The 19,462-nt window shown below is 54.9% G+C and carries 25 protein-coding genes; 19 read left to right on the top strand and 6 right to left on the bottom strand.

Features of this window, described 5'->3' with window-relative positions; all coding sequences use genetic code 11:
• The first annotated feature begins 216 nt into the window (after positions 1 to 216).
• Both GU3_RS17130 and GU3_RS17125 read left to right on the top strand, forming a co-directional pair.
• Positions 217 to 828 (top strand): hypothetical protein, encoded by a 612-nt coding sequence (locus GU3_RS17130; protein ID WP_148265901.1) that lies wholly within the window; start codon positions 217 to 219, stop codon positions 826 to 828.
• A gap of 148 nt (positions 829 to 976) precedes the next feature.
• Positions 977 to 1,810: a hypothetical protein gene (locus GU3_RS17125; RefSeq protein WP_014292583.1), complete on the top strand. Its 834-nt coding sequence runs from the start codon at positions 977 to 979 to the stop codon at positions 1,808 to 1,810.
• An 11-nt stretch (positions 1,811 to 1,821) separates the two neighbouring features.
• On the opposite strand, the gene GU3_RS10865 is transcribed toward GU3_RS17125, so the two are convergent.
• Positions 1,822 to 2,853, bottom strand: coding sequence for an IS630 family transposase (locus GU3_RS10865; protein ID WP_014292070.1), 1,032 nt, complete (start codon positions 2,851 to 2,853; stop codon positions 1,822 to 1,824).
• 144 nt (positions 2,854 to 2,997) lie between these two features.
• Here GU3_RS10865 and GU3_RS17120 point away from each other — a divergent pair, with 144 nt between their 5' ends.
• The 15 genes from GU3_RS17120 to GU3_RS10810 all read left to right on the top strand — a co-directional run bounded on the left by GU3_RS17120 (position 2,998) and on the right by GU3_RS10810 (position 12,356).
• On the top strand, positions 2,998 to 3,312 hold the full coding sequence (locus GU3_RS17120; RefSeq protein ID WP_148265900.1) for a hypothetical protein: 315 nt from the start codon (positions 2,998 to 3,000) through the stop codon (positions 3,310 to 3,312).
• A 34-nt stretch (positions 3,313 to 3,346) separates the two neighbouring features.
• A complete protein-coding gene (locus tag GU3_RS10860; RefSeq protein ID WP_041543136.1) occupies positions 3,347 to 3,550 on the top strand; it encodes a hypothetical protein in 204 nt (67 codons plus the stop codon).
• A gap of 6 nt (positions 3,551 to 3,556) precedes the next feature.
• On the top strand, positions 3,557 to 3,883 hold the full coding sequence (locus GU3_RS17115) for a hypothetical protein (RefSeq protein WP_146137344.1): 327 nt from the start codon (positions 3,557 to 3,559) through the stop codon (positions 3,881 to 3,883).
• A gap of 100 nt (positions 3,884 to 3,983) precedes the next feature.
• The gene (locus GU3_RS17110) at positions 3,984 to 4,274 is read left to right on the top strand and encodes a hypothetical protein (protein WP_148265899.1); all 291 of its coding nucleotides are present in this window, start codon (positions 3,984 to 3,986) and stop codon (positions 4,272 to 4,274) included.
• An 86-nt stretch (positions 4,275 to 4,360) separates the two neighbouring features.
• Complete coding sequence (locus tag GU3_RS10855) at positions 4,361 to 5,212, top strand: hypothetical protein (protein WP_014292582.1); 852 nt, start codon at positions 4,361 to 4,363, stop codon at positions 5,210 to 5,212.
• Between the two features lie 121 nt (positions 5,213 to 5,333).
• The gene (locus tag GU3_RS10850; RefSeq protein ID WP_014292581.1) at positions 5,334 to 5,948 is read left to right on the top strand and encodes a Type 1 glutamine amidotransferase-like domain-containing protein; all 615 of its coding nucleotides are present in this window, start codon (positions 5,334 to 5,336) and stop codon (positions 5,946 to 5,948) included.
• A 79-nt stretch (positions 5,949 to 6,027) separates the two neighbouring features.
• Complete coding sequence (locus tag GU3_RS16805; RefSeq protein WP_014292580.1) at positions 6,028 to 6,612, top strand: DJ-1/PfpI family protein; 585 nt, start codon at positions 6,028 to 6,030, stop codon at positions 6,610 to 6,612.
• Between the two features lie 134 nt (positions 6,613 to 6,746).
• Positions 6,747 to 7,019, top strand: coding sequence for a hypothetical protein (locus GU3_RS10845; protein WP_014292579.1), 273 nt, complete (start codon positions 6,747 to 6,749; stop codon positions 7,017 to 7,019).
• Between the two features lie 135 nt (positions 7,020 to 7,154).
• Positions 7,155 to 7,496 (top strand): zinc ribbon domain-containing protein YjdM, encoded by a 342-nt coding sequence (locus GU3_RS10840; RefSeq protein WP_202798305.1) that lies wholly within the window; start codon positions 7,155 to 7,157, stop codon positions 7,494 to 7,496.
• A gap of 225 nt (positions 7,497 to 7,721) precedes the next feature.
• Positions 7,722 to 7,994 (top strand): hypothetical protein, encoded by a 273-nt coding sequence (locus GU3_RS10835; RefSeq protein WP_014292577.1) that lies wholly within the window; start codon positions 7,722 to 7,724, stop codon positions 7,992 to 7,994.
• A 60-nt stretch (positions 7,995 to 8,054) separates the two neighbouring features.
• Positions 8,055 to 9,113: a linear amide C-N hydrolase gene (locus tag GU3_RS10830; protein ID WP_014292576.1), complete on the top strand. Its 1,059-nt coding sequence runs from the start codon at positions 8,055 to 8,057 to the stop codon at positions 9,111 to 9,113.
• A gap of 27 nt (positions 9,114 to 9,140) precedes the next feature.
• Entirely contained in the window at positions 9,141 to 9,644 is a 504-nt protein-coding gene (locus GU3_RS10825; RefSeq protein WP_237711135.1) for a DUF523 domain-containing protein, read from the top strand.
• A 155-nt stretch (positions 9,645 to 9,799) separates the two neighbouring features.
• Positions 9,800 to 11,734 (top strand): methyl-accepting chemotaxis protein, encoded by a 1,935-nt coding sequence (locus GU3_RS10820; protein ID WP_014292574.1) that lies wholly within the window; start codon positions 9,800 to 9,802, stop codon positions 11,732 to 11,734.
• Between the two features lie 90 nt (positions 11,735 to 11,824).
• Positions 11,825 to 12,187 (top strand): hypothetical protein, encoded by a 363-nt coding sequence (locus tag GU3_RS10815; RefSeq protein ID WP_014292573.1) that lies wholly within the window; start codon positions 11,825 to 11,827, stop codon positions 12,185 to 12,187.
• Positions 12,180 to 12,356 carry a DUF1289 domain-containing protein gene (locus tag GU3_RS10810; protein WP_014292572.1) on the top strand — a complete coding sequence of 59 codons (177 nt, stop codon included), beginning with the start codon at positions 12,180 to 12,182 and terminating at the stop codon, positions 12,354 to 12,356. Before GU3_RS10815 ends, GU3_RS10810 begins: the two co-directional genes overlap by 8 nt.
• A 48-nt stretch (positions 12,357 to 12,404) precedes the next feature.
• Here GU3_RS10810 and GU3_RS10805 read toward each other — a convergent pair whose 3' ends face one another.
• On the bottom strand, positions 12,405 to 12,959 hold the full coding sequence (locus tag GU3_RS10805) for an OmpA family protein (RefSeq protein ID WP_014292571.1): 555 nt from the start codon (positions 12,957 to 12,959) through the stop codon (positions 12,405 to 12,407).
• A gap of 331 nt (positions 12,960 to 13,290) precedes the next feature.
• Here GU3_RS10805 and GU3_RS10800 point away from each other — a divergent pair, with 331 nt between their 5' ends.
• Both GU3_RS10800 and GU3_RS10795 read left to right on the top strand, forming a co-directional pair.
• Positions 13,291 to 14,448 carry a mechanosensitive ion channel family protein gene (locus GU3_RS10800; protein WP_014292570.1) on the top strand — a complete coding sequence of 386 codons (1,158 nt, stop codon included), beginning with the start codon at positions 13,291 to 13,293 and terminating at the stop codon, positions 14,446 to 14,448.
• Complete coding sequence (locus GU3_RS10795) at positions 14,448 to 14,957, top strand: lipocalin family protein (RefSeq protein WP_014292569.1); 510 nt, start codon at positions 14,448 to 14,450, stop codon at positions 14,955 to 14,957. The genes GU3_RS10800 and GU3_RS10795 overlap by 1 nt, the downstream gene beginning before the upstream one ends.
• A gap of 10 nt (positions 14,958 to 14,967) precedes the next feature.
• Here the strand turns inward: GU3_RS10795 and GU3_RS10790 are convergent, their stop codons facing one another.
• From GU3_RS10790 to GU3_RS10775, 4 genes are all read right to left on the bottom strand, one after another.
• Positions 14,968 to 15,519: a histidine phosphatase family protein gene (locus tag GU3_RS10790; protein ID WP_041543715.1), complete on the bottom strand. Its 552-nt coding sequence runs from the start codon at positions 15,517 to 15,519 to the stop codon at positions 14,968 to 14,970.
• 169 nt (positions 15,520 to 15,688) lie between these two features.
• Entirely contained in the window at positions 15,689 to 16,291 is a 603-nt protein-coding gene (locus tag GU3_RS10785; RefSeq protein ID WP_014292567.1) for a membrane integrity-associated transporter subunit PqiC, read from the bottom strand.
• On the bottom strand, positions 16,288 to 17,925 hold the full coding sequence (gene pqiB, locus GU3_RS10780; protein ID WP_014292566.1) for an intermembrane transport protein PqiB: 1,638 nt from the start codon (positions 17,923 to 17,925) through the stop codon (positions 16,288 to 16,290). Before pqiB ends, GU3_RS10785 begins: the two co-directional genes overlap by 4 nt.
• Positions 17,918 to 19,294: a paraquat-inducible protein A gene (locus GU3_RS10775; protein WP_193372528.1), complete on the bottom strand. Its 1,377-nt coding sequence runs from the start codon at positions 19,292 to 19,294 to the stop codon at positions 17,918 to 17,920. Before GU3_RS10775 ends, pqiB begins: the two co-directional genes overlap by 8 nt.
• Positions 19,295 to 19,462: the final 168 nt, after the last annotated feature.

Below are 19,462 nucleotides of genomic sequence, written 5' to 3'. Positions count from 1 at the left end.
CGCCCATGAACTGAGTAAGTTACGACAGGGGACTGTGGATAATGCGCAAGCAAATGTTGATAACGAGCATGCGTGTTTTTGCTCATGGCAACATAGATGAGATGGGTGAAAATCTTTATATTATCAAAAGCTTATGAGTGAGAATTGAGTGGGTGTGTATGAAGAAATATGAGCATGCTCATTATTATAATGTTATATGGCTTTAGGGAGTGTTCAGTGGATTTAGCATCATTTATTGGCGGTGTTGTTGCGGCACTCACAGGTGTTTGTGCAACGGTTCTTGTAACTGAGAAAATTGAAGAAAAAAAGCATAGCTTTGAGTCACAAAAGGCCTTGAGTCGCTTATACATTGAATTAGCTAGTTTGCAGGAGGAGTGTTCAAGTGCTCTTTCCATGCTTCAAGATACCTACTACAGAGGTTGGCGTATAGAAAAGGGGATTCAAGCTGACTCAATGTGGGATGGCTTGTCTATTCCCAAAGCTCCTAGCACGATTGTGCTGGATGCTCATATTGAAAAATCTCTTGGTGAGCTGACTTCAGCACAGGTGCAAGGTATTAAAACAATACGACATTTATGCAAAAACATTGAGGTTTGTATTTCTTCTCTGATGCAGCAGGTAAGTGAAGAGAAAATTAACCTTCAAACAATGAAGTATTGTATCTCGGTATTATGCGCTCTATATCATTTATCCCTGAATATGGCAGAGCATAAAAGTCGTTTTATTAAAATTGATAAAATTCCAGCGGACGTACAAGATTCTGTTTTAAGCGCACTGGATATAGACCTAAGCTTTGATGCTTGTGCGGCATATCAGCCAGCCATATAACAAGTTACTTCAAGCGACACATTTTGCTACGCCGTTTTTTGTGCACGGGTCGCAAGCTCCAATTTTTGCACAAAAAACACTACACAAAATGTGCGCCTGAGTAAGGCGTTAGAAGATCAACTCGATAGTTTTCTAGGGATGATGTTGCATGTATGAGGTTCAGTTAAAAGAGAGAATTGCAGGCTATTCCGTCTCAGCCGCAAAAGAGGGTGAAAAAGTTCAGGTTCAGGTCTCTGGTGCAACCTCAACAGAAGATGGTGATCTTCATCTAAAATATCTTAATGGCTTTCCCCAGACCATCTTGTCTATGCTTGAGGAGGATTTTCAGCCCAGCGATATAAAAACTATGGTTGTGCTAATTTCTAAAGACTTGAAGGCCAAGGTATATATTAATGAAGTTGAAGTTTATGGGCTGGCATTCGTTAAAGCAAAAAAGGTTGAAAAAGGACAAACTCTCAGAAAGGATGATATTTCAGGTTTTGAACGCATACAGTTAAGTGGTATTGAGTTTTCTGAAGATCAGGCCTACCTTTGCATACTATCACTTGGCTGGGATAAGGCTTATATATTTGACTTTTCACCACTAGATGATCAATTGGATAGAAAAATTGAGTACGATGTAGAAAAGCTTCTAGGGTCATATCTTTCCTACCTATCGTTTGGGTCTATCCATAAAATATCTGCTTCAGCTTGGGATGGTATATTAAGACAAAATTGGTTTCCATTCTATGCTCTAAATTTTTCTACTGTGGAATCAATTGTTAGTTATGCCAAGTCTGATTGGAATATAGATGAGCTTGTCAATAAAATAGAGAGTGACGCTGTTTTTTACATAGAGGAAAGAAAACCAATATGGGATAGTGATGAAAACCTTTCACCGTTCATTTGTTTTTTAGAGGCGGCGCTTTCTCGGCATAAAGCAGATGATTTTGTTAGCTCATCGTCAATTATATATCCAAAGATTGAAGCTTTAAATAACTGATCCTAATAGTGCTACATTTTGGCGATTCCATAACCACTGCCGGGAAAGGGTGAAACCGTGTCCATAAAGTGCCTGACTCGTTTCAGTAGTGACACCATGCTGTGGCACTGGTGATTACGGGTCACCGTTTCATGCAGCTTGTGCCACAGCAGCTCTATCTTGTTTATCCAGGGTGAGTAAACCGGCTGGAAGATAAGGATGAACTTGGGGTTGTCTGCCAGCCAGCTTTGAACCAGCCGACTCTTGTGGATCACGTAGTTATCCAGGATCAGCGTGATGTTCCGGGCTCGTCGGTAGCGCCGCCGTAGCGTTTCTAGCAGCGAAATGAACAGGACCGAGTTCTTCTTATAGCCTGCAACGTACGTCACCTGACCCGTTGTCGCATGCAGGGCTCCGGCCAGGTAGTGCTTTTCATTGATACCCGGTGTCACGACTTTCTTTTGCTGGCCTCGACGCGTCCAGTCCGCTCCCAGCTTGGGGTTAAGATCGATATCAACCTCGTCGGCGTAAAGCACAGGATTATCCTGGCAGCAGTCGGCAAGTGCCTGTTTTACTTGCTCAACCTTGACGTCATAGTCCGGGTCCCTGATGCGCAAGGTAGGTACAACACGACGCCAGACAATGCCTTCACGCGGCAGCCAGCGGCGAAGCGTGGAGGCTGCCATGTTGAGGCTCAACAAGCGATTGACCTCGATGGCAAATAACTCAGTAGACCAGCGGCTGCGCTGGTAACCCAGGTCTTGCGGTGAAAACTGAATCAGCACCTGAAGCACTCGAATAATATGTCGAATCGGCAAAGAAGGTGGTCGCCCCGGTCGCTGCGAACGTAACGCCTCAAGTCCGCCTTCGTGATACCAGTTGAGCCAACGACCCAGTGTTGAACGGGCGGCACCGGTCAGCTGGTGAATTTTCTTGAGCGTGCAGCCTTCGTAACGCAGCAGAATGGCCATGACTCGACGGGCATGCTGCTTGTCGCGCGTGGTCTGAATAATCTTGTGCATTCGGCGTCGCTCTGAGCGAGGCAGGGATGGTAAGATCGGCATGAACTCAGTCCTTTGGGTGTCGTTTTTGGTTTTGTTTGGCGACTGATCAGATCGCACAAACTGGACTGAGTTCCCTTCCTTCAGTGATCTACTATTCGGAACAGCTATTTAATTAGGAAAGACTTTGTTGCAGATAACCCTGAAATGGAAGGGCGTCAGCAAAGAGTACTTGTTGAGCATATTACTGATAAGACGCTCAGAAGTATCTCAGCACTCACGACCTTTATTCCTGATAAATTCAAACGCTACCTAGAAGAATGTTACTTTAAGGATTTTAGCGTGATAGTTGATGACAATCCGGTTAGCAGGCACTCCGTTGCTCATGGAGCAAGCACAATTGATAAGTTTGATAGAAAAGCATCATTACTTGGGCTGTTGGTATTTTCTCAAATAGCCGAATACATCCAACAATCTTCTAACAAGTCAATGCAGCCGACCGCAGATGCGTCGGCTGATTGAAGCGTTATAAGCTAAGCCTTAAAAGGGATTAACCATGCCAATAAAGAAAAGCAGAAATTTTGATCTAGCAACCGACATCATTAACACTACAAAAAATAGACTGTCTGAATTTCTCACAAACGAAGAACTAGCCAAAACAGAAGTATTTGTGAATGATGGTAAAATTGGATTTAGGGCTGATGATTCAATCCTCAAAAAAATCGAACTTAACTTTGGCGCGCCAGCCAAGCGCGAGTAATGAAAAATGGATAAAAGCTCAAAACCCAACGAAAGATCCTTCGTGGTCAATGGGTCTCAGATCAATAAATCGACAGACCCGGCAACGCAAGCAATATTAGCAAAATACCAGCTTGTTTATTCAGTCATAGGTCTGCTGCTTGGCCTAGCATCAATACTGGGAGGAATATATTTATTTGTACAAGGAATCTCCGGAGAATCTAACTGGAGTGCTAAATTTCTAGGCGCTGAATCGTCAATTGCAAGTGCGGCCCCTGGCGCATTATTGTTTATCGTTGGGCTATTTATGGTTTTTGTAACAAGATACAAATACAAGCACATTGTCGCCAAGTAACTCACGATTATGAATTCAATCCCGCTCATTTCGTTCACCGTGCTCGCAAAAATTTCACCTCTGCGAGCCTGTTGACACAACCGCTATAACTGGTATCGCCATGTCCGCCAATGAAATAAGAATTCAAAAAATAGTCCGCGAAGAAAGTGACACGAGACGCCTTGGCATAAAGGTGAAATATATGTGTCTTTCCTTATCATGTGGGCACCATCAAGCTTTGCATGGCGAGTTATTCGAAGTAGAAAAAATCAAAGCACTTTATGACTTGGCTAATGTTCCAATCGACTGCCGCTGTGCTGTTACACAAGTTCTTGTCGACGACCAAGGGAAGCCGTTGACGTCCGCCGTCGTAGAGCGAGCAAAAGCACAAGCAGCCAGAAAAAAGTTATAACAACTGGTTCAAATCGTCGCTGGACGGGCTAAAACCCGCCCCTTAACCAAACATTATGCAGACTAAATAGAGTACAAGGATAGACTATGGAAAACCTGATTTTCCGGATGAACGGTGCAGCTTTTGACGACGGCTACAGGCTGGACAAAATGGTGTCAGGGCTGCATGGCACGCAGCAGGTGCTCGAAGGGGTTTATAAAGGAGTTACTGGAAAGTCTCGCCTATCGAAAAGTGACAGAGAACTCTACAAGCTTATAGCTCAGGACGTTGAGCATGGCAGTTTGCTAGTCACGCTTGGCGCCTTGTTTTCAGGCGTGCAACAAACGCTTCCATTCCTGCCGTCTCTATCGCCTGATTACATGTGGGATTATACCAAGGCTAGTGCAGCTTTTTTATATGATATCTACAAGGCTGCTCATGAGGGAAAGCCAGTTTCGATTCACCAAGATGGTGAAAATACTTCGGTTATGACACAAGGTAACGAGAATGCCATTCAAGTTTATAACGGCCCAGTTTATCAAATAGGTACTCAGATAATTACTGGGCTGCGTACGCTAGATGATGCCCTGGAAGAGAATAGTGTTGAAGAAATAACATTGGGATCGAGGTTTGAAAGAAATCCGGCTATAAAAATGTCACTTAAAGAGAAGGGGCTATACTATCCGCCGATTTCTATTGACGAAGAACCTAAGACAATAAATTGCGATATCTTCGACTTCAATAAATATGATCGGATTGGCAAACTCAGAGTTCCAGATTCTCAGGAAATCCCTAAAGGAAATTACAAATTTCGGGTTGTAGGGAGGCAAGAGGTTGAAGATTATATTTTATCGATGACTGAAAGAGAGGTCGAAGTCCATTGCATGGTTGAATATGAAAATGATCCGCTTCGAGAAAGCCGAATTGGCACCCTTCTTATCATTGATGTCGCAGCATAACTAGGCCAAGCGCAGCGACAGTTTTTTCGTTGCGGCTCCGCCTGCACTACAAAGCTGCGCATGTTGGCGGCGTTAAGTTTCTAGAGAAGTGCTCGAGCAGTAAGGAGATTTAGTGAAAAAGATGTTTTTAGCTTCATCTTTCGTGGATGTAGCAGATTTGTTCGTGAAGTTCACCGAGGAAAGATGTGCAGGAAAAACTGTTGCATTTATACCAACGGCAAGCCTTGTCGAAGAGGTGAGGTTTTATGTGGATGCTGGCAAGAAGGCCCTTGAAAAACGTGGGTTAATTGTTAACGAGCTTGAAATTTCAACGGCAACGAAAGAAGAAATAGAAAGCACGATTCAAAAAAATGATTACATCTATGTTACTGGCGGTAACACTTTCTTTTTGCTTCAAGAGCTGAAAAGAACAGGTGCGGATAAAATAATATCAGAATACATAAACTCAGGAAAAATATACATTGGAGAGTCTGCCGGCGCCATTGTGCTTTCATGCAATGTTGAGTATGTAAAAAACATGGACGATTTCACTGCTGCGCCGAACATTGGTACGTTTTCATCATTAGACATGATTGATTTCTATCCGGTTCCCCATCATACAAACTTTCCATTCAAGGAATCAGTTGAGAACATCATCTCTAGTTATGAAGGAAAAATAAAACTTTGCCCAATTAGCAATGCTCAAGCAATTGTCGTTCGTGGCAATAAATTTGAAGTGTGGGGTGCCGAAACTTAACAAGTTGCTGTACCGGAAAAATAACTTTCTGGCGCTCTCTATTTTCCGGTGAGTAGGGCGTTATGTGCATGGAGGAATAATGAATATTGGTGTTTATATTTACGATGAATCCGAGGTTCTCGACTTTTCAGGACCTTTCGAAGTTTTCAGTACCACTAAACGATTAGGTGTAGAAAGCTGGAATGTATTTTTAGTATCAGAAACCTTGGAGCCAGTGAAAGCCAGAGGTGGTTTTACTGTTTTACCCGACTATTCGTTTCAGAACCACCCTCAAATTGATCTTTTAATCGTTGTGGGTGGTGTTCATACGAACGAAATGAATAAGGCCAATGTGCTTCATTGGGTTGCATCAGTAGATAAGCAGGCTAAACATATTGCATCAGTTTGTACCGGAGCATTCATATTAGCTAATGCAGGCTTGCTGAAAGGACTTTCTGTTACGACCCATTGGGAGGACATTCCAGATCTGAAACAGCGGTTTCCTGATTTGGTCGTTGTTGAAAATAAACGATGGGTAACCACAAGCAAATATACTACATCGGGTGGTATATCCGCTGGTATTGATATGAGTTTGTACTTGGTATCAAAGTTCCATAGTCAAAGCCATGCGGAGTTGGTTGCTCATCAAATGGAGTACAACTGGCAAAAATGCACATTCAGTTGAAATATCATTAGAGGGCGCATACCGGGGCTGATCGTGCAGCGCTCGTGCCGCTGGGCGATAAGGGCGGGAGTTTTGCCAGGGATTATAATAAAGGCTGCCTTGATGGTTTAACAACACACCGAGAGGGGGCTAACATGACCACGGTGATCGCAGTGCATGAGGTAGACGATGTGGGCCACTGGCTAAGCTCGCCCAAACGGGCCGAGTTTTTTGCCGCTCACGGTATGACCGCAAGAACCTTTGTCAGTGTTGAAGGGGGCAAGCGTGTTGGGCTGATTATTGAGCATGTGCCCAGTCTTGAGGCGCTCAAAACCGCGCTGCAGGGAGCGGATGCCGCCGAGGCAATGAAACACGACGGCGTACATGCCGATACGGTAGAGTTCTTTATTGCCGGCCAGTCGGACTGAGTGCCACTCTGCCCGCAGGTAACGACCTTGAAACTCAGCATGCCCGCTGTTGCGGGCATGCTTCGTAGAAATCCACTCGAAAAGTCCGGACATTGCCGTTACCATACTCTCCAAATTACGTTGAAGAAGAAGCAAATCATGTCATTACCTCCGTGCCCCAAGTGCAACTCCGAATACGTTTACCAGGATCAGGCGCAGCTGATCTGCCCCGAGTGCGGCCATGAATGGAACCCGGCGGACGTGGCCGCCGAAGACGCGCCCCTTACCGCCAAGGATGCCAACGGCACCCTGCTGCAGGAAGGCGACAAAATCACCGTGGCCAAGGATCTCAAGGTAAAAGGCAGCTCCATGGTCATTAAAATCGGCACCAAGGCGGTGATCCGCCGCATTGTGGAAGGCAAGGATCACGAGCTGGACTGCAAGGTAGACGGCGCCGGCGAGATGATGGTCACCGCCGCTTTTGTAAAAAAAGCCTGAGCCATTTTCAGCCAGTGTAAGGCGTAGTAACGCAATGTCGGGATGCCGGCATTGCGTTTTTTATTGGGGCCGGCAAGGAGAGGATGATGACGCCATTATTCATGTTCAAGGCCGCGGTGCTCTGGCTGGCGATGCTGTTGCTGGCCGTGGTAAATGGTGTCGTCAGAGACACCCTGCTGGTGCCATTATGGGGGCAACCCCCCGGCGCTGGTTGCCAGCGGGCTGATGTTGTGTGCGCTTGTCTTTGCCGTGTCCTGGTTTGGGGTGGGCTGGCTGGGGCGGTGCCGGTCTTGTCATTACTGGTTCACTGGCCTGGGCTGGCTGCTGGCAACTCTGGTCTTTGAATTCACCTTTGGCCTGTTGGTGGCGGGCAAAACAGGGAGCCAGCTGCTGGCCGCCTATACCTTTGAAAACGGCAACCTCTGGCCGCTGGTGCTGGTGGTCATGCTGGTTGCTCCCAGGTTGTGTGCCCGGTTCAGGGGGGGCCCTGGCGTGTAGGCGGCGCGAGCCGGAGTCTGCTTTACATTTCGTTGTGCTTAACCATGAAGGGAGTCTGCCATGAAGTTGAAAAAACGACGCTGTTTTGGTCTGGGAGCGGCGGTGTTGTGCGCGGCGGTGGCGGCCAATGCGCAGGCCTGCACCCGCTTTGTGTATCACGGTGCCGGCGATCAGGTCATGACCGCCAGATCCATGGACTGGAAAACCGATGTGGGCACCAACCTCTGGATATTCCCCCGGGGCATGTCGCGCTCCGGCGAGGCGGGGGAAAACTCACTGCAATGGACCTCCAAATACGGCAGCGTGATTGCCAGTGGCTACGATATTTCCACCACCGACGGCATGAACGAAGCGGGCCTAGTCGCCAATGTGTTGTGGCTGGTGGAGTCGTCCTACCCCGAGCGGGATGCTTCCCGGCCTGGGTTGTCACTGGCGGCCTGGGCACAATATGTACTGGACAATTTTGCAACGGTGCAGGATGCCGTCGCCACCCTGGAGCAGCAGCCCTTTACCCTGATCACCGATTTTGTGCCCGGAGAAGATCGCCTGGCCACCCTGCACCTTTCCATTTCCGATGCCAGCGGCGACAGCGCCATCATTGAATATATTGATGGCAAGCAGGTGATCCACCACGATCCCGGCTACCAGGTCATGACCAACTCTCCCACGTTCGACAAGCAGCTGGCCATGAACGAATACTGGCAGCAGCTGGGTGGCACCGTAATGCTGCCCGGCACCAACCGTGCCGCCGACCGCTTTGCCCGGGCCACCTTTTATGTGAACGCCATTCCCAAAACCGACAATGCGGTGGAAACCATCGCCAGTGTCTTCAGCGTCATCAATAATGTGTCGGTGCCCTACGGCATCAGCACGCCGGATCAGCCCAATATCTCTTCCACCCGCTGGAGAACCGTGTCTGATCAAAAGCGCAAGTTGTACTTTTTTGAGTCGGCCCTGACCCCGAATATTTTTTGGGTAGACCTGACCCAGCTCGATTTTTCGCAAGACAGCGGCAAGGTTCTGAAGCTGGATCTGGGGCCCAACCAGCAAAACATCTATTCCGGCATGGCCAACGGCCAGTTTCAGGAGGCCGCTCCCTTTCGGTTTCTTGGGGTATAAGGCGTCACTGGGTATGAGGACTGTGGTTTGAAAAAAATATTAATGAGTGCCTGCCTGTTGGGTAACAAGGTCCGATACGATGGCGGCAGCCTTACCGTGGCCGATGGCATGGTCGAACAGTGGCGGTCTGCGGGCCGGGTGGTGTCTGTTTGCCCCGAAGTGGCGGCGGGCATGAGCATTCCCAGAAAGCCGGCCGAAATTGCAGGAGGCGACGGCAATCGCGTGCTGAGCGGCGAGGCGGAGGTGATAGACAACACCGGCGACAAGGTCACCTCGGCGTTTATTGCCGGTGCCAATGTGGCGCTGGCGTTATGCCGGCAGTTCAATATCGAGGTGGCGGTGCTGGCGGAGCACAGCCCCTCCTGTGGCAGTGCCGCCATTTACGACGGCGGTTTTTCGGGCCGCAAAATACCCGGCATGGGGGTGACCGCCGCCTTGCTGCGCCGGCACGGTATTCAGGTCTTTAATCAGCATCAAATAGCGGAAGCCAACCGGGCGCTGCTTGGGGCGCAGGAAACACCGCCAGACTAAACCTTAACCTTTTTGTGGGTAAAACTTGCGCTTGCCCGGCTCGGGCGAATCCTTTAGCATGCCGTTCCTGACCAACTGGTCAACAATTTCGTTACAGTTTGTACCATTCCCTGCCGTTGTTCTGCGGGTTGTGGAAGGTCACGTCCGGAGCCGGCATGCACAAGTTCAAATTAACCACCATTCTTATTGCCTTTGTGGCGATGTCGCTGGCGTTGCTGACGCTGGTGTCCACCGTTATCAATGTTCAGCGTTTTTCCGGCCTCTATTACGGCCAGACCGAAACCGACTACCTGCCCAACAGCGTGGGACGGGTGGCGGAGCAGGTGCGTTCCGAGCTGATGCCGGTGATCTTGCTGTCAGACAGTCTGGCGGCCAATGGCCTGCTGCACGACTGGATACGGGAAGGCGAGGGCGCCTCGTCCATGCATGGCCAGGTGCTGCGCTATTTTAACGAGCAGCGGGCGCAAACCGGGGCCTCCACCCTGTTCTGGGTGTCGGGCGAGAGCAGTACCTATTACACCGATGCCGGCGTCTTCAAGCAAATATCCCCCTCCGACCCTCGGGATCGCTGGTACTACGACTTTGTTAACGGCAGTCAGCAGCGGGTGCTGAACCTGGACCCGGACGAGCGCACCGGCAAGCTCACGCTGTTTGTGAACTCGGTGGTGGAGCTGGACGGCCAGCGGGTGGGCGCCGCCGGCATGGGCCAGGATGTGTCGGCCATTGTGGATCTGGTGTCCAACTATCGGCTGGGTGAAAATGGCTACCTGTTTCTGGTGAATGGGCAGGGGGTGATCAACGCTCACCCCAACTCCGGCCTGGTGGGCAAGTCCCTTGGCAAGCTGGCGGGTTTTGAGCCGGTGGCGGAGCTGCTGAAAGGGCAGCACGAGGGCTTTTATTTCGAGCAGGCCGGGTTCGATGGCCAGCAGGTGTACCTGGCGGTGCAGGATATTCGTGACACCGGCCTTCGGTTGGTGGCGGTGCTGCCATCGGCGGAGATCAGTGGCGCCATCAACGAGGTGATTTCCTCTTCGGTGCTGGTAAGCCTGCTGTTGACCCTGGCCTTTATTGCCGTGACCGTGCTGTTTGCCCGGGCACTGGGCAGGGCCATTCGCCGGGTGGGAGACGATCTGCTGAGCATGTCCGGCAACGGCGGGGATCTCACCAAACGCCTGGATGACAGCCACAACAACGAGCTCGGCCACCTGGCCCGGGGGTTTAACGCCATCATCGGCAAAATCCGCGAGCTGGTGGCGGAAATTCAGCACACCGAAACCGCCATCAAGGCGGGCATTGAGCAACTGGCCGAGCTGGCCGGCGATACCTTCCGGGCAACGGAGCTGCAGCGCGGCCAGACCGAGCAGGTGGCCACCGCCATTACCGAAATGGGCCAGACCGTGACCGAGGTCTCGGGCATTGCCCAGCGCACCGCCACCGATACCCAGGCGGCCGTAGAAGAAGCGCACAGCACCACCAGCAACATGGCGCTGACTCGTGAAACCATGCAGCAGCTGAACGGCGTAATGAACGACATTGAGGCCACCATCAACGATTTTGCCGGGCAGGCGGATGCCATCAACTCGGTGGTGGAGGTGATCAATGCCATTTCCGAGCAAACCAACCTGCTGGCGCTGAATGCCGCCATTGAGGCGGCCCGTGCTGGCGAGCAGGGCCGGGGCTTTGCGGTGGTGGCCGACGAGGTGCGCAGTCTGGCCCAGCGCACCCAGCATTCCACGCAGGAGATCAGCGAACAGATTGCCCGCCTGCAGCAAACCGCTCAGCAGTCGACCGCCGCCATTCGGGAAGGTACCGCCAACAGCCGTCGGGTAACCGAGAGCACCGAGCTGTCGGCCCAGGCCCTGGCCAGCATTCAGCAGCGGTTTGAGGCCATCAGCTCCGGCAGTCATCAGGTGGCGGCGGCCACCGAGGAGCAGGGCGCGGTGGCGGATCACATCAACCAGTCGGCCCATGTCATCTCCGACAGCGCCGCCGGCATTCACGATAACGCCGAGCAGCAGCTGGCGGCCATTGGTCAGTTGCAGCAGCGGGCCGAACACCTGCGCAGCCTGGTGGGGCAGTTCCGGGTGTAGTGAGGGGCGGTTTTTCCTGGGTACCGTGGTGAACGAGCCCGGCACGCTGTAACATCGGTAAACAGTATGACGGTACTTGGTGAGTAAAACATGAAATCACTGAAATACGGGAGCTGCCTGGCCCTGGCAATGTTGCTGGCCGGCTGTGATCACGGCTTTGAGGGGGTTTACCAGACCCGGGCCGACTCCTCCAACGAGATGATGGCGCAACTGATGAGCGATTTTTCCGGCCTGGTGGGCAGCGAGCAAATCGTGATCGGCAGCGACTATATCGAACACAACGGCGAGCGCACCCGCTTTGACGACATATTTGTTCGCGAGTCGGCGGGCAAGCGTTACCTGGTGTTTGTGCAGGGCGAGCAGGAAGAAGTCTGGTTGATTGTGGACGAGCACACCCTGATGAAGGGCAACGGCCTGGTTAAGGTATTGATGGAGCGGGTAAGCGATGGCTGAGCCGGTGGCCAGCCCCTGCATCGGTTATTGCCGGCTGAACGAGCACCGGCTGTGCACCGGCTGTTACCGTACCCTGGATGAAATTACCGGCTGGCGCGAACGCCCGGAGCACGACAAGGCGGCCATTGTGGCCCGCTGTGCCGAACGGCGGGAACGCGACACCACCTAAAAAAACAGCCCCTTTCGGGGCTGTTTGCACAACCAGGGCTGACGGCGGTCAGAAGTTGAGACCCATACCGAAGGTATAGGCCCAGGCGCCGTCATCAAAGTTGTCTTCGGCGCTGTCGCCGCTGTCAAACAGGAACTGGTACTCGGCCCTGGCCTGAATAAAGGTGGTGGGCAGCAGGTAATACTTGAGGCCCGCTTCCAGGCCGGCGATACCGGTATCTTTCACCCCATCACCGTATATGGCACCCAGCGAGGCGCCCACAAAGGGACGGGCCGCGCCCTGACCAAAGTGATAGTCCACAAAGCCACGGGTACTGCCGTTCCAGAAGTCGTCGGTCAGGCCTTCGCCTTCCACGTCGGCATAGCTGATGCTTTGGCGAATACCGGCGAGGGTGCGCTCTGAAAGGTACCAGCCATAGTCGGCGGAGATCCCGAAGCTGCTGTTGTCGAAGTCTTTGCTGCTGCTACCGGTACCGGACAGCGAGAACTCCCGATCACCCTGATTTGGCCCTATGGCGCTGTGCCCGTGCATGTTGGCCATGGCCACGGCAGGAAGCAGGGCGCCAATCATCATGGCCAGTGGAGCTTTTTTGAGCATGTTCATGATAACACCTCGGATTAATCATTGGTTTCAATCAAGCACTTACCACTCTTCGAATAAGACTAAAGCACCGGGCCCAGCACCTGGGCTCGATAAACGAAGCGTGCCACTGTTGCTGTCAATCCTTGTTATGATTTGTCCTTGCCAGTCACCGCGGTCAGCAGGCCCGCAGCATTGCTAGTATAGAAGCCGTCTAATTGATGTGTCGGTTTTTTGGCATGGGGTGAGTCAATAATTGACCAACCTGATTCGTTTGAGTCAAGTTCGTGCACAAGAGGGCGTGCCGCCGGCTGCTATAGTTTCAGCAGTCTGCCAGCCTCAAGGAAGGTGCTGAATGAACGACACCGACGTGACCCTGCTGTGGCAACAGTTTCGCCAGAGTCTTGAAGACACCGGCAGTGCCCTTGGCCTGAGCGGCTATAACTGGGAAGAGCTGCTGGTATACGGCCTGGGCCAGCTGCTGGTGACCCTGATGATCATGCTGCTGTTCTGGCTGCTATACGTGGCCGGTTGCCTGCTGATGCGCTGGCTGCTCGGCCGTCTGGATCGCGGCGCCGGCCCCTATCGCACCGGCCGGGTGGTGCTGCGCTACCTGCTGGGGCTGGCCACCCTGGTGGCGATAGTGGCGCAGTACGGTGCCGCCGACGGTGTGATCAAGGGCATGGCCCGGGCCGGACTGATGGCGCTGGCCTTTTATGTGCTATGGCAACTGCTGTCTCGCGGGCTGATCACCCGGCTGTCGCGGCGTCACCTCGACTCGTCTTTGGTGCAGTTGTGCAAAAACACCCTGTCGGTGTCGCTGATGGCGCTGGGCGCCATTACCGTGATGGCCCAGTTCGGGTTTGACGTGCTCTCCATTATCGCCGGTCTGGGCATTGTGGGCATTGCCGTGGGCTTTGCCGCCCAGTCGACCCTGTCGAATTTTATCGCCGGCATTACCCTGCTGATTGAACGGCCCTTTCGCATTGGCGACTGGGTTTGTATTCATGGCCAGGAGGGCAGGGTGGTGCGCATTGCCTTTCGCACCACCTGGCTGCGGACGCGCGATAACGTGTTCACCATGCTGCCCAACGACAGCGTGGCCACCTCCGACATCATCAACTACAGTGCCGAGGGCCCCACCCGCATTCGCATTCCCGTCCATATTGCCTACAAAGACTCGGTGGCACAGGCCAGGGCGGTGATCATGCCCATATTGAGCGCCCATCCCATGTCGATCAACAATGACGCCCTGACCCCCAGGGTGCAACTGCGGGAGCTGGCCGACTCTTCTGTGGTGCTCAGTGCCCAGGTGTGGGTCAGTGCTCAGGATGTGGAGGTGAAGGGGCGTATTTCCTGCGAACTGCTGGAGTCGATCAAGCAGGGGCTTGACGAGGCCGGCATTGAAATTCCGTTTCCCCACCTGCAGTTGCATCTGGATGAAGCCCGCGGACTGGAGCCGGTATTTGGCCGGCGCCGCTCCGCCGATGACGACACCACAAGGAACCACTGATGAAACACAGCCTGTTTGCACTGCTGTTGCTGCTGGCCGGATGCGCCGGCAAGCCCGAAGGCATTACCCCAGTCTCCGGCTTTGAGTTGAACCGCTATCTGGGTACCTGGTATGAAATTGCCCGGCTCGATCATTCCTTTGAGCGGGGGCTGGAGCGGGTGAGCGCCCATTACAGCCTGCGTGAGGATGGCGGTGTACGGGTAATTAACCGGGGCTTTAACAGCGAGCGGGGCGAATGGAAACAGGCGGAGGGCAAGGCCTATTTTGTGGAAGGCCCCGAGGTGGCCCACCTCAAGGTGTCGTTCTTTGGCCCTTTCTACGGCGCCTATGTGGTGTTTGAGCTCGATGACGACTATCAATATGCCCTGGTGTCGGGCCCCAGCCGCGATTACTTCTGGCTGCTGGCGCGGCAGCCGGAGCTTGACCCCGCCTTGCAACAGCGGCTGATAGCGCGGGCCCGGGAGGCGGGGTTTGAGACCGACAGGCTGATTTTTGTGGCGCAGCAATAACGGATAGCCATCAGCCCCCAGGGCGAATGCTCGCCAGCACCCGTACCCGCTCTTCCAGCGGCAGGGCCAGGATCAGCGCCTCGCCCGAGGCGGGAAAGCGGCTGGTGAGGGCGGTAATGTTGACCTGATGGCTCACCAGCACCACCGGCAGCCCCGGCTCAAGCCCGGCAACAAACCGGCGCAGTGCTTGGGTTTGCTCCGAGCGCTGGCTGCGCCGTAAAAAAAACGAGTTGAGCTCGGGGGTGGGGATCACCTCACCCAGGCCCAGCAGGCGGGCGGTGTCGAGGGCACGGCAATACTGGCTGCTGTAGACCCGGGCCTCGGTAATGTCGTGGCGGCGCAGCCGGTCGCCCCAGGCCTCGGCCTGGGCCCGGCCCCGGGCGTCGAGATTGCGCTGGGTGTCGCAGCGTTCCAGAATAAAGCCGGGCGGGTCGCCGGTGCCGGGCGCATTGGCATGGCGCATCAGCAGCATGGCGCGACCTTCCTTCAGCGCCTGCCAGGCCTCGGCCTCGGCAGCTTGCGCCAGTGTTGGCACCAACAGCGCCAACAGTATCCATTTCATGATAAGCCTGGGCATGGTGTGTCCTCTATGTCATCAACAGGCAGACCGGCGGCCATCGGCGGTGCTTTCATGAGATTATGCCAACATACATGCATTGGCCTCTCCTTAAATCCAGGATCTCGCCGGCGTCTTTAGTCTATTGGCCGGCGAGCCAAGGCCCCGCTGATCTCTATTCCCTCAGGCTGGTCGCCAGACTGGCGGCCAGCTTATCTGCCACCTGCTCCCAGCCGGCGGCCAGGGCGCGCACCAGGGCCGGGTAACCGTCGTCGGTCAGCGGTGTTTCCACTCGAAAGGGGCGCTGCTCAAGCAGGTCGCCGCGCTCATTCAGCAGTTGCCAGCGGCCGCGGATCAGTGCCACGCCGTCGTAGCGTCCCTGAAAACGGTCCAGTTGCAGGCGGACTTCCCGTCCCGGTAGGTTGCTTACGCTGGGCTGCCCGCGAGCAATGATCTGGGCCCGGGGCAGGCTGGCGCCAAGCCGGTCCATCAGCCGCTGGCGCAGCTGACCGGGCAGGGCCTCGGCCCAGAGATGGCTGCGGGCCTGGTGCACGGCAATGTCGTCAAGCTGCATGACGATGCCGTCACCTTCCAGAAAGGCCGCCAGGGTGATGGGGGCCACCATCACCACCAGGCGGGCATCATGCTGCTGCTGAGCAGGGCTCTCCGGCAACAGGTAGGCGCTGCTGGCGGCATCGTTGCCGCCGGCACAGCCTGCAAGAGCCAGGGCGCCCAGCAGGGGCAGACAGCGCAGTGAAAGGGAGTGAAATGGCATCATTTGGCGGCCCTCGGTTGTGGATCCTGAATGGGGGTGCGGTCGAAGATCAAGGCGTTGGGCTGATCATTGAGTGTGCGGAGCACCGGCTGCATGTCCGCCATCAGCTGCTCCAGCCGCGACAGGGTTTGGGTCAGCTCGTTATAGCCCTGGGAGTCGGGGGCAAAGCCTGCCAGGGTGTCGTTGAGCTGGCGCAGGGTCTGGTTAACGCTGGCGGGCAGCTCGCCGGTGGCCGGATCCGCCAGCAGGGCATCCACCGAGGCGGCAATGCGATTGGCCTTGTCCATGGTTTGCTGGGTGGCCACCAGGGTATTGTTCAGGTTGCTGACCACCGGCTCGATGTCGAGGTTGTTGAGCTTGTCGAGCAGGTTGGAGACCTTTTGTTCAATCTGGGCAAAGCCGCCGGTGGTGGTGGGAAACACTCGGCGATCCACAAAGGTCATGGCCTGGAACGGCTCCGCCTCTTTCTGGAAGTTGAGATCCACAAACAGGGCGCCGGTCAGCAGGTTGCCGGCCTTGAGCGAGGCGCGCAAACCATGGCCGAACATGCGCTCCAGGCGGGCATGCCAGGCCTTGGTGTCGATGATTTCGGTGGTGTTGTCAAAGCGCTGGGGCTCGATGCGGATCAGCACCGGAATGGCAAAGCGGCTGAGCGAGTCCGGTTGCGGCGCGGTAAAATTCCAGGGCACGCTGACCACGGAGCCAATGCGTACGCCCCGGTATTCCACCGGCGCGCCCGGCTCCAGGCCGCGGACGGTGTCATCCACCAGCAGTACGTATTCCAGGTACTGATCATAACTGCCTTCGCTGGCGCTTTCCTCGTCCGCAAACAGCACATAGGTGGCGTTGGCCTTGGCCTTGTGACCCATGGCGGTGTTTTCGGGTACGCCAAAGGTAACACCGCCGCCAACCAGGGATTCAAGCGAGCCAATATTGACACGGAAACCCTGGGAGTCGAGGCGCATGTCGATGCCGGAGCTGGTCCAGAAGCGGGTGGTGGTGGTGACCAGCACGTCGTAAGGAGACTGTATGTATAGCCGCAACTGCATTTCCCGTTTTTCCGGATCAAATTCGCTGTGCTCTACCCGCCCCACGGTATAGCCCTGATAGCTGACCGGATCCCCGGTGGTGACGGCGTTACCCACCTGGCTGATAAGATTGATGCGCAGCCCCGGCGCATCGGGCGGTGCCACCGGGGGTTGCTCCAGCACCTGAAAGCGGCGTTTGGACAGCTCGCTGCTGCCGGGCAGCAACTGAATATAGGCGCCGGACAGCACGGTGTTCAGGCCGCTGATGCCTTCCCGGCCAATGCGTGGTTTCACCACCCAGAAACGGGTGTCTTCGTTGAGCATGTCTTCTGCCTGAGGGCTCATGCGGGCGGTGATCAGGGCATGCTGCAAATCCTCCGACAATCGGACGGTTTCCACCCGGCCCACTTCCACGTTACGGGTTTTGATCAGGGTCTTGCCCGCTTCAATGCCTTCGGCGTTGTCCATGACCAGGGTAATGGAGGGGCCGAGCTTGCTCAGGTTGTCGTAGATCATCCAGACGCCGATCAATACCGCCACCAGGGGCACGATCCAGATGGGCGACAGGGAGCGCTGTCGCTTGCGCTCGGCGCGGGAAGTGTCAGACATGGTTGGATTCCTTTCGGTTTTCATTGTAATGAGGGGTACCCGCGGGTGAGTCATCGGCCGGCGTGGTACCGGCTAACGCCGCGCCGGCCCAGATGCTGCGCTGATCAAACAGCATGGCCGCCAGCATGGTGAGCACCACCACGCCGGCAAAGGCCAGGGCCGCCGGGCCGGGCTCGATGGACATCAGGTTGCCATTGCGAATCAGCGCCACCAGTATGGCGACCACGAACACGTCCACCATGGACCAGCGGCCGACAAACTCGGTAATGCGGTAAAGGCGAATGCGGTACAGGCGGCTGAGCCCGGGCCGCGGGTGTTTGACGAAGTAGCACAGCCACAACAGGGCCAGGATCTTGCTGACCGGCACCACTATGCTGGCGGTAAAAATGATAAAGGCGATGGGCCAGTCGCCGTGCTGAACAAACAGCAGCACGCCGCCGAGAATGGTCGACGGCGTGCTGCTGCCAAGGGAGGTGGTCACCATGATGGGATAGAGGTTAGCGGGCAGGTACATGATGATGGCGGCCGCCAGCAGCGCCAGGGTGGCCTGATTGTTAATACCGCGCCAGGGATGCAGCGGCTCGTCGCAGCGCCGGCAACGGGCCTTGCCCTGCTCGGGCAGGGCGTTGACCAGGCCGCAGGTGGCGCAGCCACACAGGTTCTGCTCGCTGGCGGTACGGCCCGGCACGGCACCCGGTGGCGCCATGGCGCGCCGGTCGAGGGAAAACCACAGCCAGTCCTTGTCTACCGACTGTGTGGTGAGCAGCAGCAGCAGGGCAAAGGCGCAAAAGGTCCAGAACGACAGGCCAAGCTCGATGTCGGCCATGCCCACCACCTTGATCAGGCTCACCAGGGTGCCGATCACAAACACGTCCGCCATCATCCAGGGGGTGACGTGGCGCAGGGTGCGGGCAATCTGCCGGCTGCGGGGCAACGGCCGGCCCAGCAGCATGCCGGCGCACAGCCAGCTGACACTCAGCAAATAGACCAGGGGCAGAATAATCACCGTCAGCAGCACGCACAGGGCCACCAGCGGCTGATGCAGGCCAATCAGGATGGCGGCGCTGTCGGTCAGCTCAATGCGGTTGCCAATGCCGCTCAGTTCAAAGCCGATAAAGGGAAACGCCACCGACAACGCCAGGGCAATCAGGGTGGCCAGGGCCAGGGCCAGGCTGCGTTCGGCCGGATTGGCGTGGCGGCGGATCAGGGTGTGGCCGCAGCGCGGACAGTCGGCTTTTTCGCCGGGGGTGAGGGTCGGCACCGCCACCAGCAGATCGCACTCATGACACGCCCGCAGGCGCCGGCGGGAAAGGGCCCGCCGGCGGTGGGGCTGTGCCGCGATGGCGGGCGTGTATGGCGAATCAGACAAAAGAGCACCCAAAATAATGAAAGATCAGAAGCTTGATACTACGACAGGTGCTCACGCGGAACAAAGTTGAATCCGTGGCGCGGCCTCGCTGAACGAGATTGTATACATAATATGAATTTTTTGTTTCAGTTTGGATGGCCGCGGTCGATAAATAACAGATATCAATCC

It is taken from the genome of Oceanimonas sp. GK1 (assembly GCF_000243075.1).
In the GTDB taxonomy this organism is placed as follows: Bacteria; Pseudomonadota; Gammaproteobacteria; order Enterobacterales; family Aeromonadaceae; genus Oceanimonas.
The sequence above is the reverse complement of the archived record's forward strand: the minus strand, read 5'-3'. Positions and strand labels throughout refer to the sequence as shown.

Bases quoted from the DNA above. Each gene is read 5' to 3' on its own strand.
- GU3_RS17125 (WP_014292583.1), top strand. From the start codon at position 977: ATGTATGAGGTTCAGTTAAAAGAGAGAATTGCAGGCTATTCCGTCTCA.
- GU3_RS10865 (WP_014292070.1), bottom strand. From the start codon at position 2,853: ATGCCGATCTTACCATCCCTGCCTCGCTCAGAGCGACGCCGAATGCAC.
- GU3_RS17120 (WP_148265900.1), top strand. From the start codon at position 2,998: ATGGAAGGGCGTCAGCAAAGAGTACTTGTTGAGCATATTACTGATAAG.
- GU3_RS10860 (WP_041543136.1), top strand. From the start codon at position 3,347: ATGCCAATAAAGAAAAGCAGAAATTTTGATCTAGCAACCGACATCATT.
- GU3_RS17115 (WP_146137344.1), top strand. From the start codon at position 3,557: ATGGATAAAAGCTCAAAACCCAACGAAAGATCCTTCGTGGTCAATGGG.
- GU3_RS17110 (WP_148265899.1), top strand. From the start codon at position 3,984: ATGTCCGCCAATGAAATAAGAATTCAAAAAATAGTCCGCGAAGAAAGT.
- GU3_RS10855 (WP_014292582.1), top strand. From the start codon at position 4,361: ATGGAAAACCTGATTTTCCGGATGAACGGTGCAGCTTTTGACGACGGC.
- GU3_RS10850 (WP_014292581.1), top strand. From the start codon at position 5,334: ATGTTTTTAGCTTCATCTTTCGTGGATGTAGCAGATTTGTTCGTGAAG.
- GU3_RS16805 (WP_014292580.1), top strand. From the start codon at position 6,028: ATGAATATTGGTGTTTATATTTACGATGAATCCGAGGTTCTCGACTTT.
- GU3_RS10845 (WP_014292579.1), top strand. From the start codon at position 6,747: ATGACCACGGTGATCGCAGTGCATGAGGTAGACGATGTGGGCCACTGG.
- GU3_RS10835 (WP_014292577.1), top strand. From the start codon at position 7,722: ATGTTGTGTGCGCTTGTCTTTGCCGTGTCCTGGTTTGGGGTGGGCTGG.
- GU3_RS10830 (WP_014292576.1), top strand. From the start codon at position 8,055: ATGAAGTTGAAAAAACGACGCTGTTTTGGTCTGGGAGCGGCGGTGTTG.
- GU3_RS10820 (WP_014292574.1), top strand. From the start codon at position 9,800: ATGCACAAGTTCAAATTAACCACCATTCTTATTGCCTTTGTGGCGATG.
- GU3_RS10815 (WP_014292573.1), top strand. From the start codon at position 11,825: ATGAAATCACTGAAATACGGGAGCTGCCTGGCCCTGGCAATGTTGCTG.
- GU3_RS10810 (WP_014292572.1), top strand. From the start codon at position 12,180: ATGGCTGAGCCGGTGGCCAGCCCCTGCATCGGTTATTGCCGGCTGAAC.
- GU3_RS10805 (WP_014292571.1), bottom strand. From the start codon at position 12,959: ATGAACATGCTCAAAAAAGCTCCACTGGCCATGATGATTGGCGCCCTG.
- GU3_RS10800 (WP_014292570.1), top strand. From the start codon at position 13,291: ATGAACGACACCGACGTGACCCTGCTGTGGCAACAGTTTCGCCAGAGT.
- GU3_RS10795 (WP_014292569.1), top strand. From the start codon at position 14,448: ATGAAACACAGCCTGTTTGCACTGCTGTTGCTGCTGGCCGGATGCGCC.
- GU3_RS10790 (WP_041543715.1), bottom strand. From the start codon at position 15,519: ATGAAATGGATACTGTTGGCGCTGTTGGTGCCAACACTGGCGCAAGCT.
- GU3_RS10785 (WP_014292567.1), bottom strand. From the start codon at position 16,291: ATGATGCCATTTCACTCCCTTTCACTGCGCTGTCTGCCCCTGCTGGGC.
- pqiB (WP_014292566.1), bottom strand. From the start codon at position 17,925: ATGTCTGACACTTCCCGCGCCGAGCGCAAGCGACAGCGCTCCCTGTCG.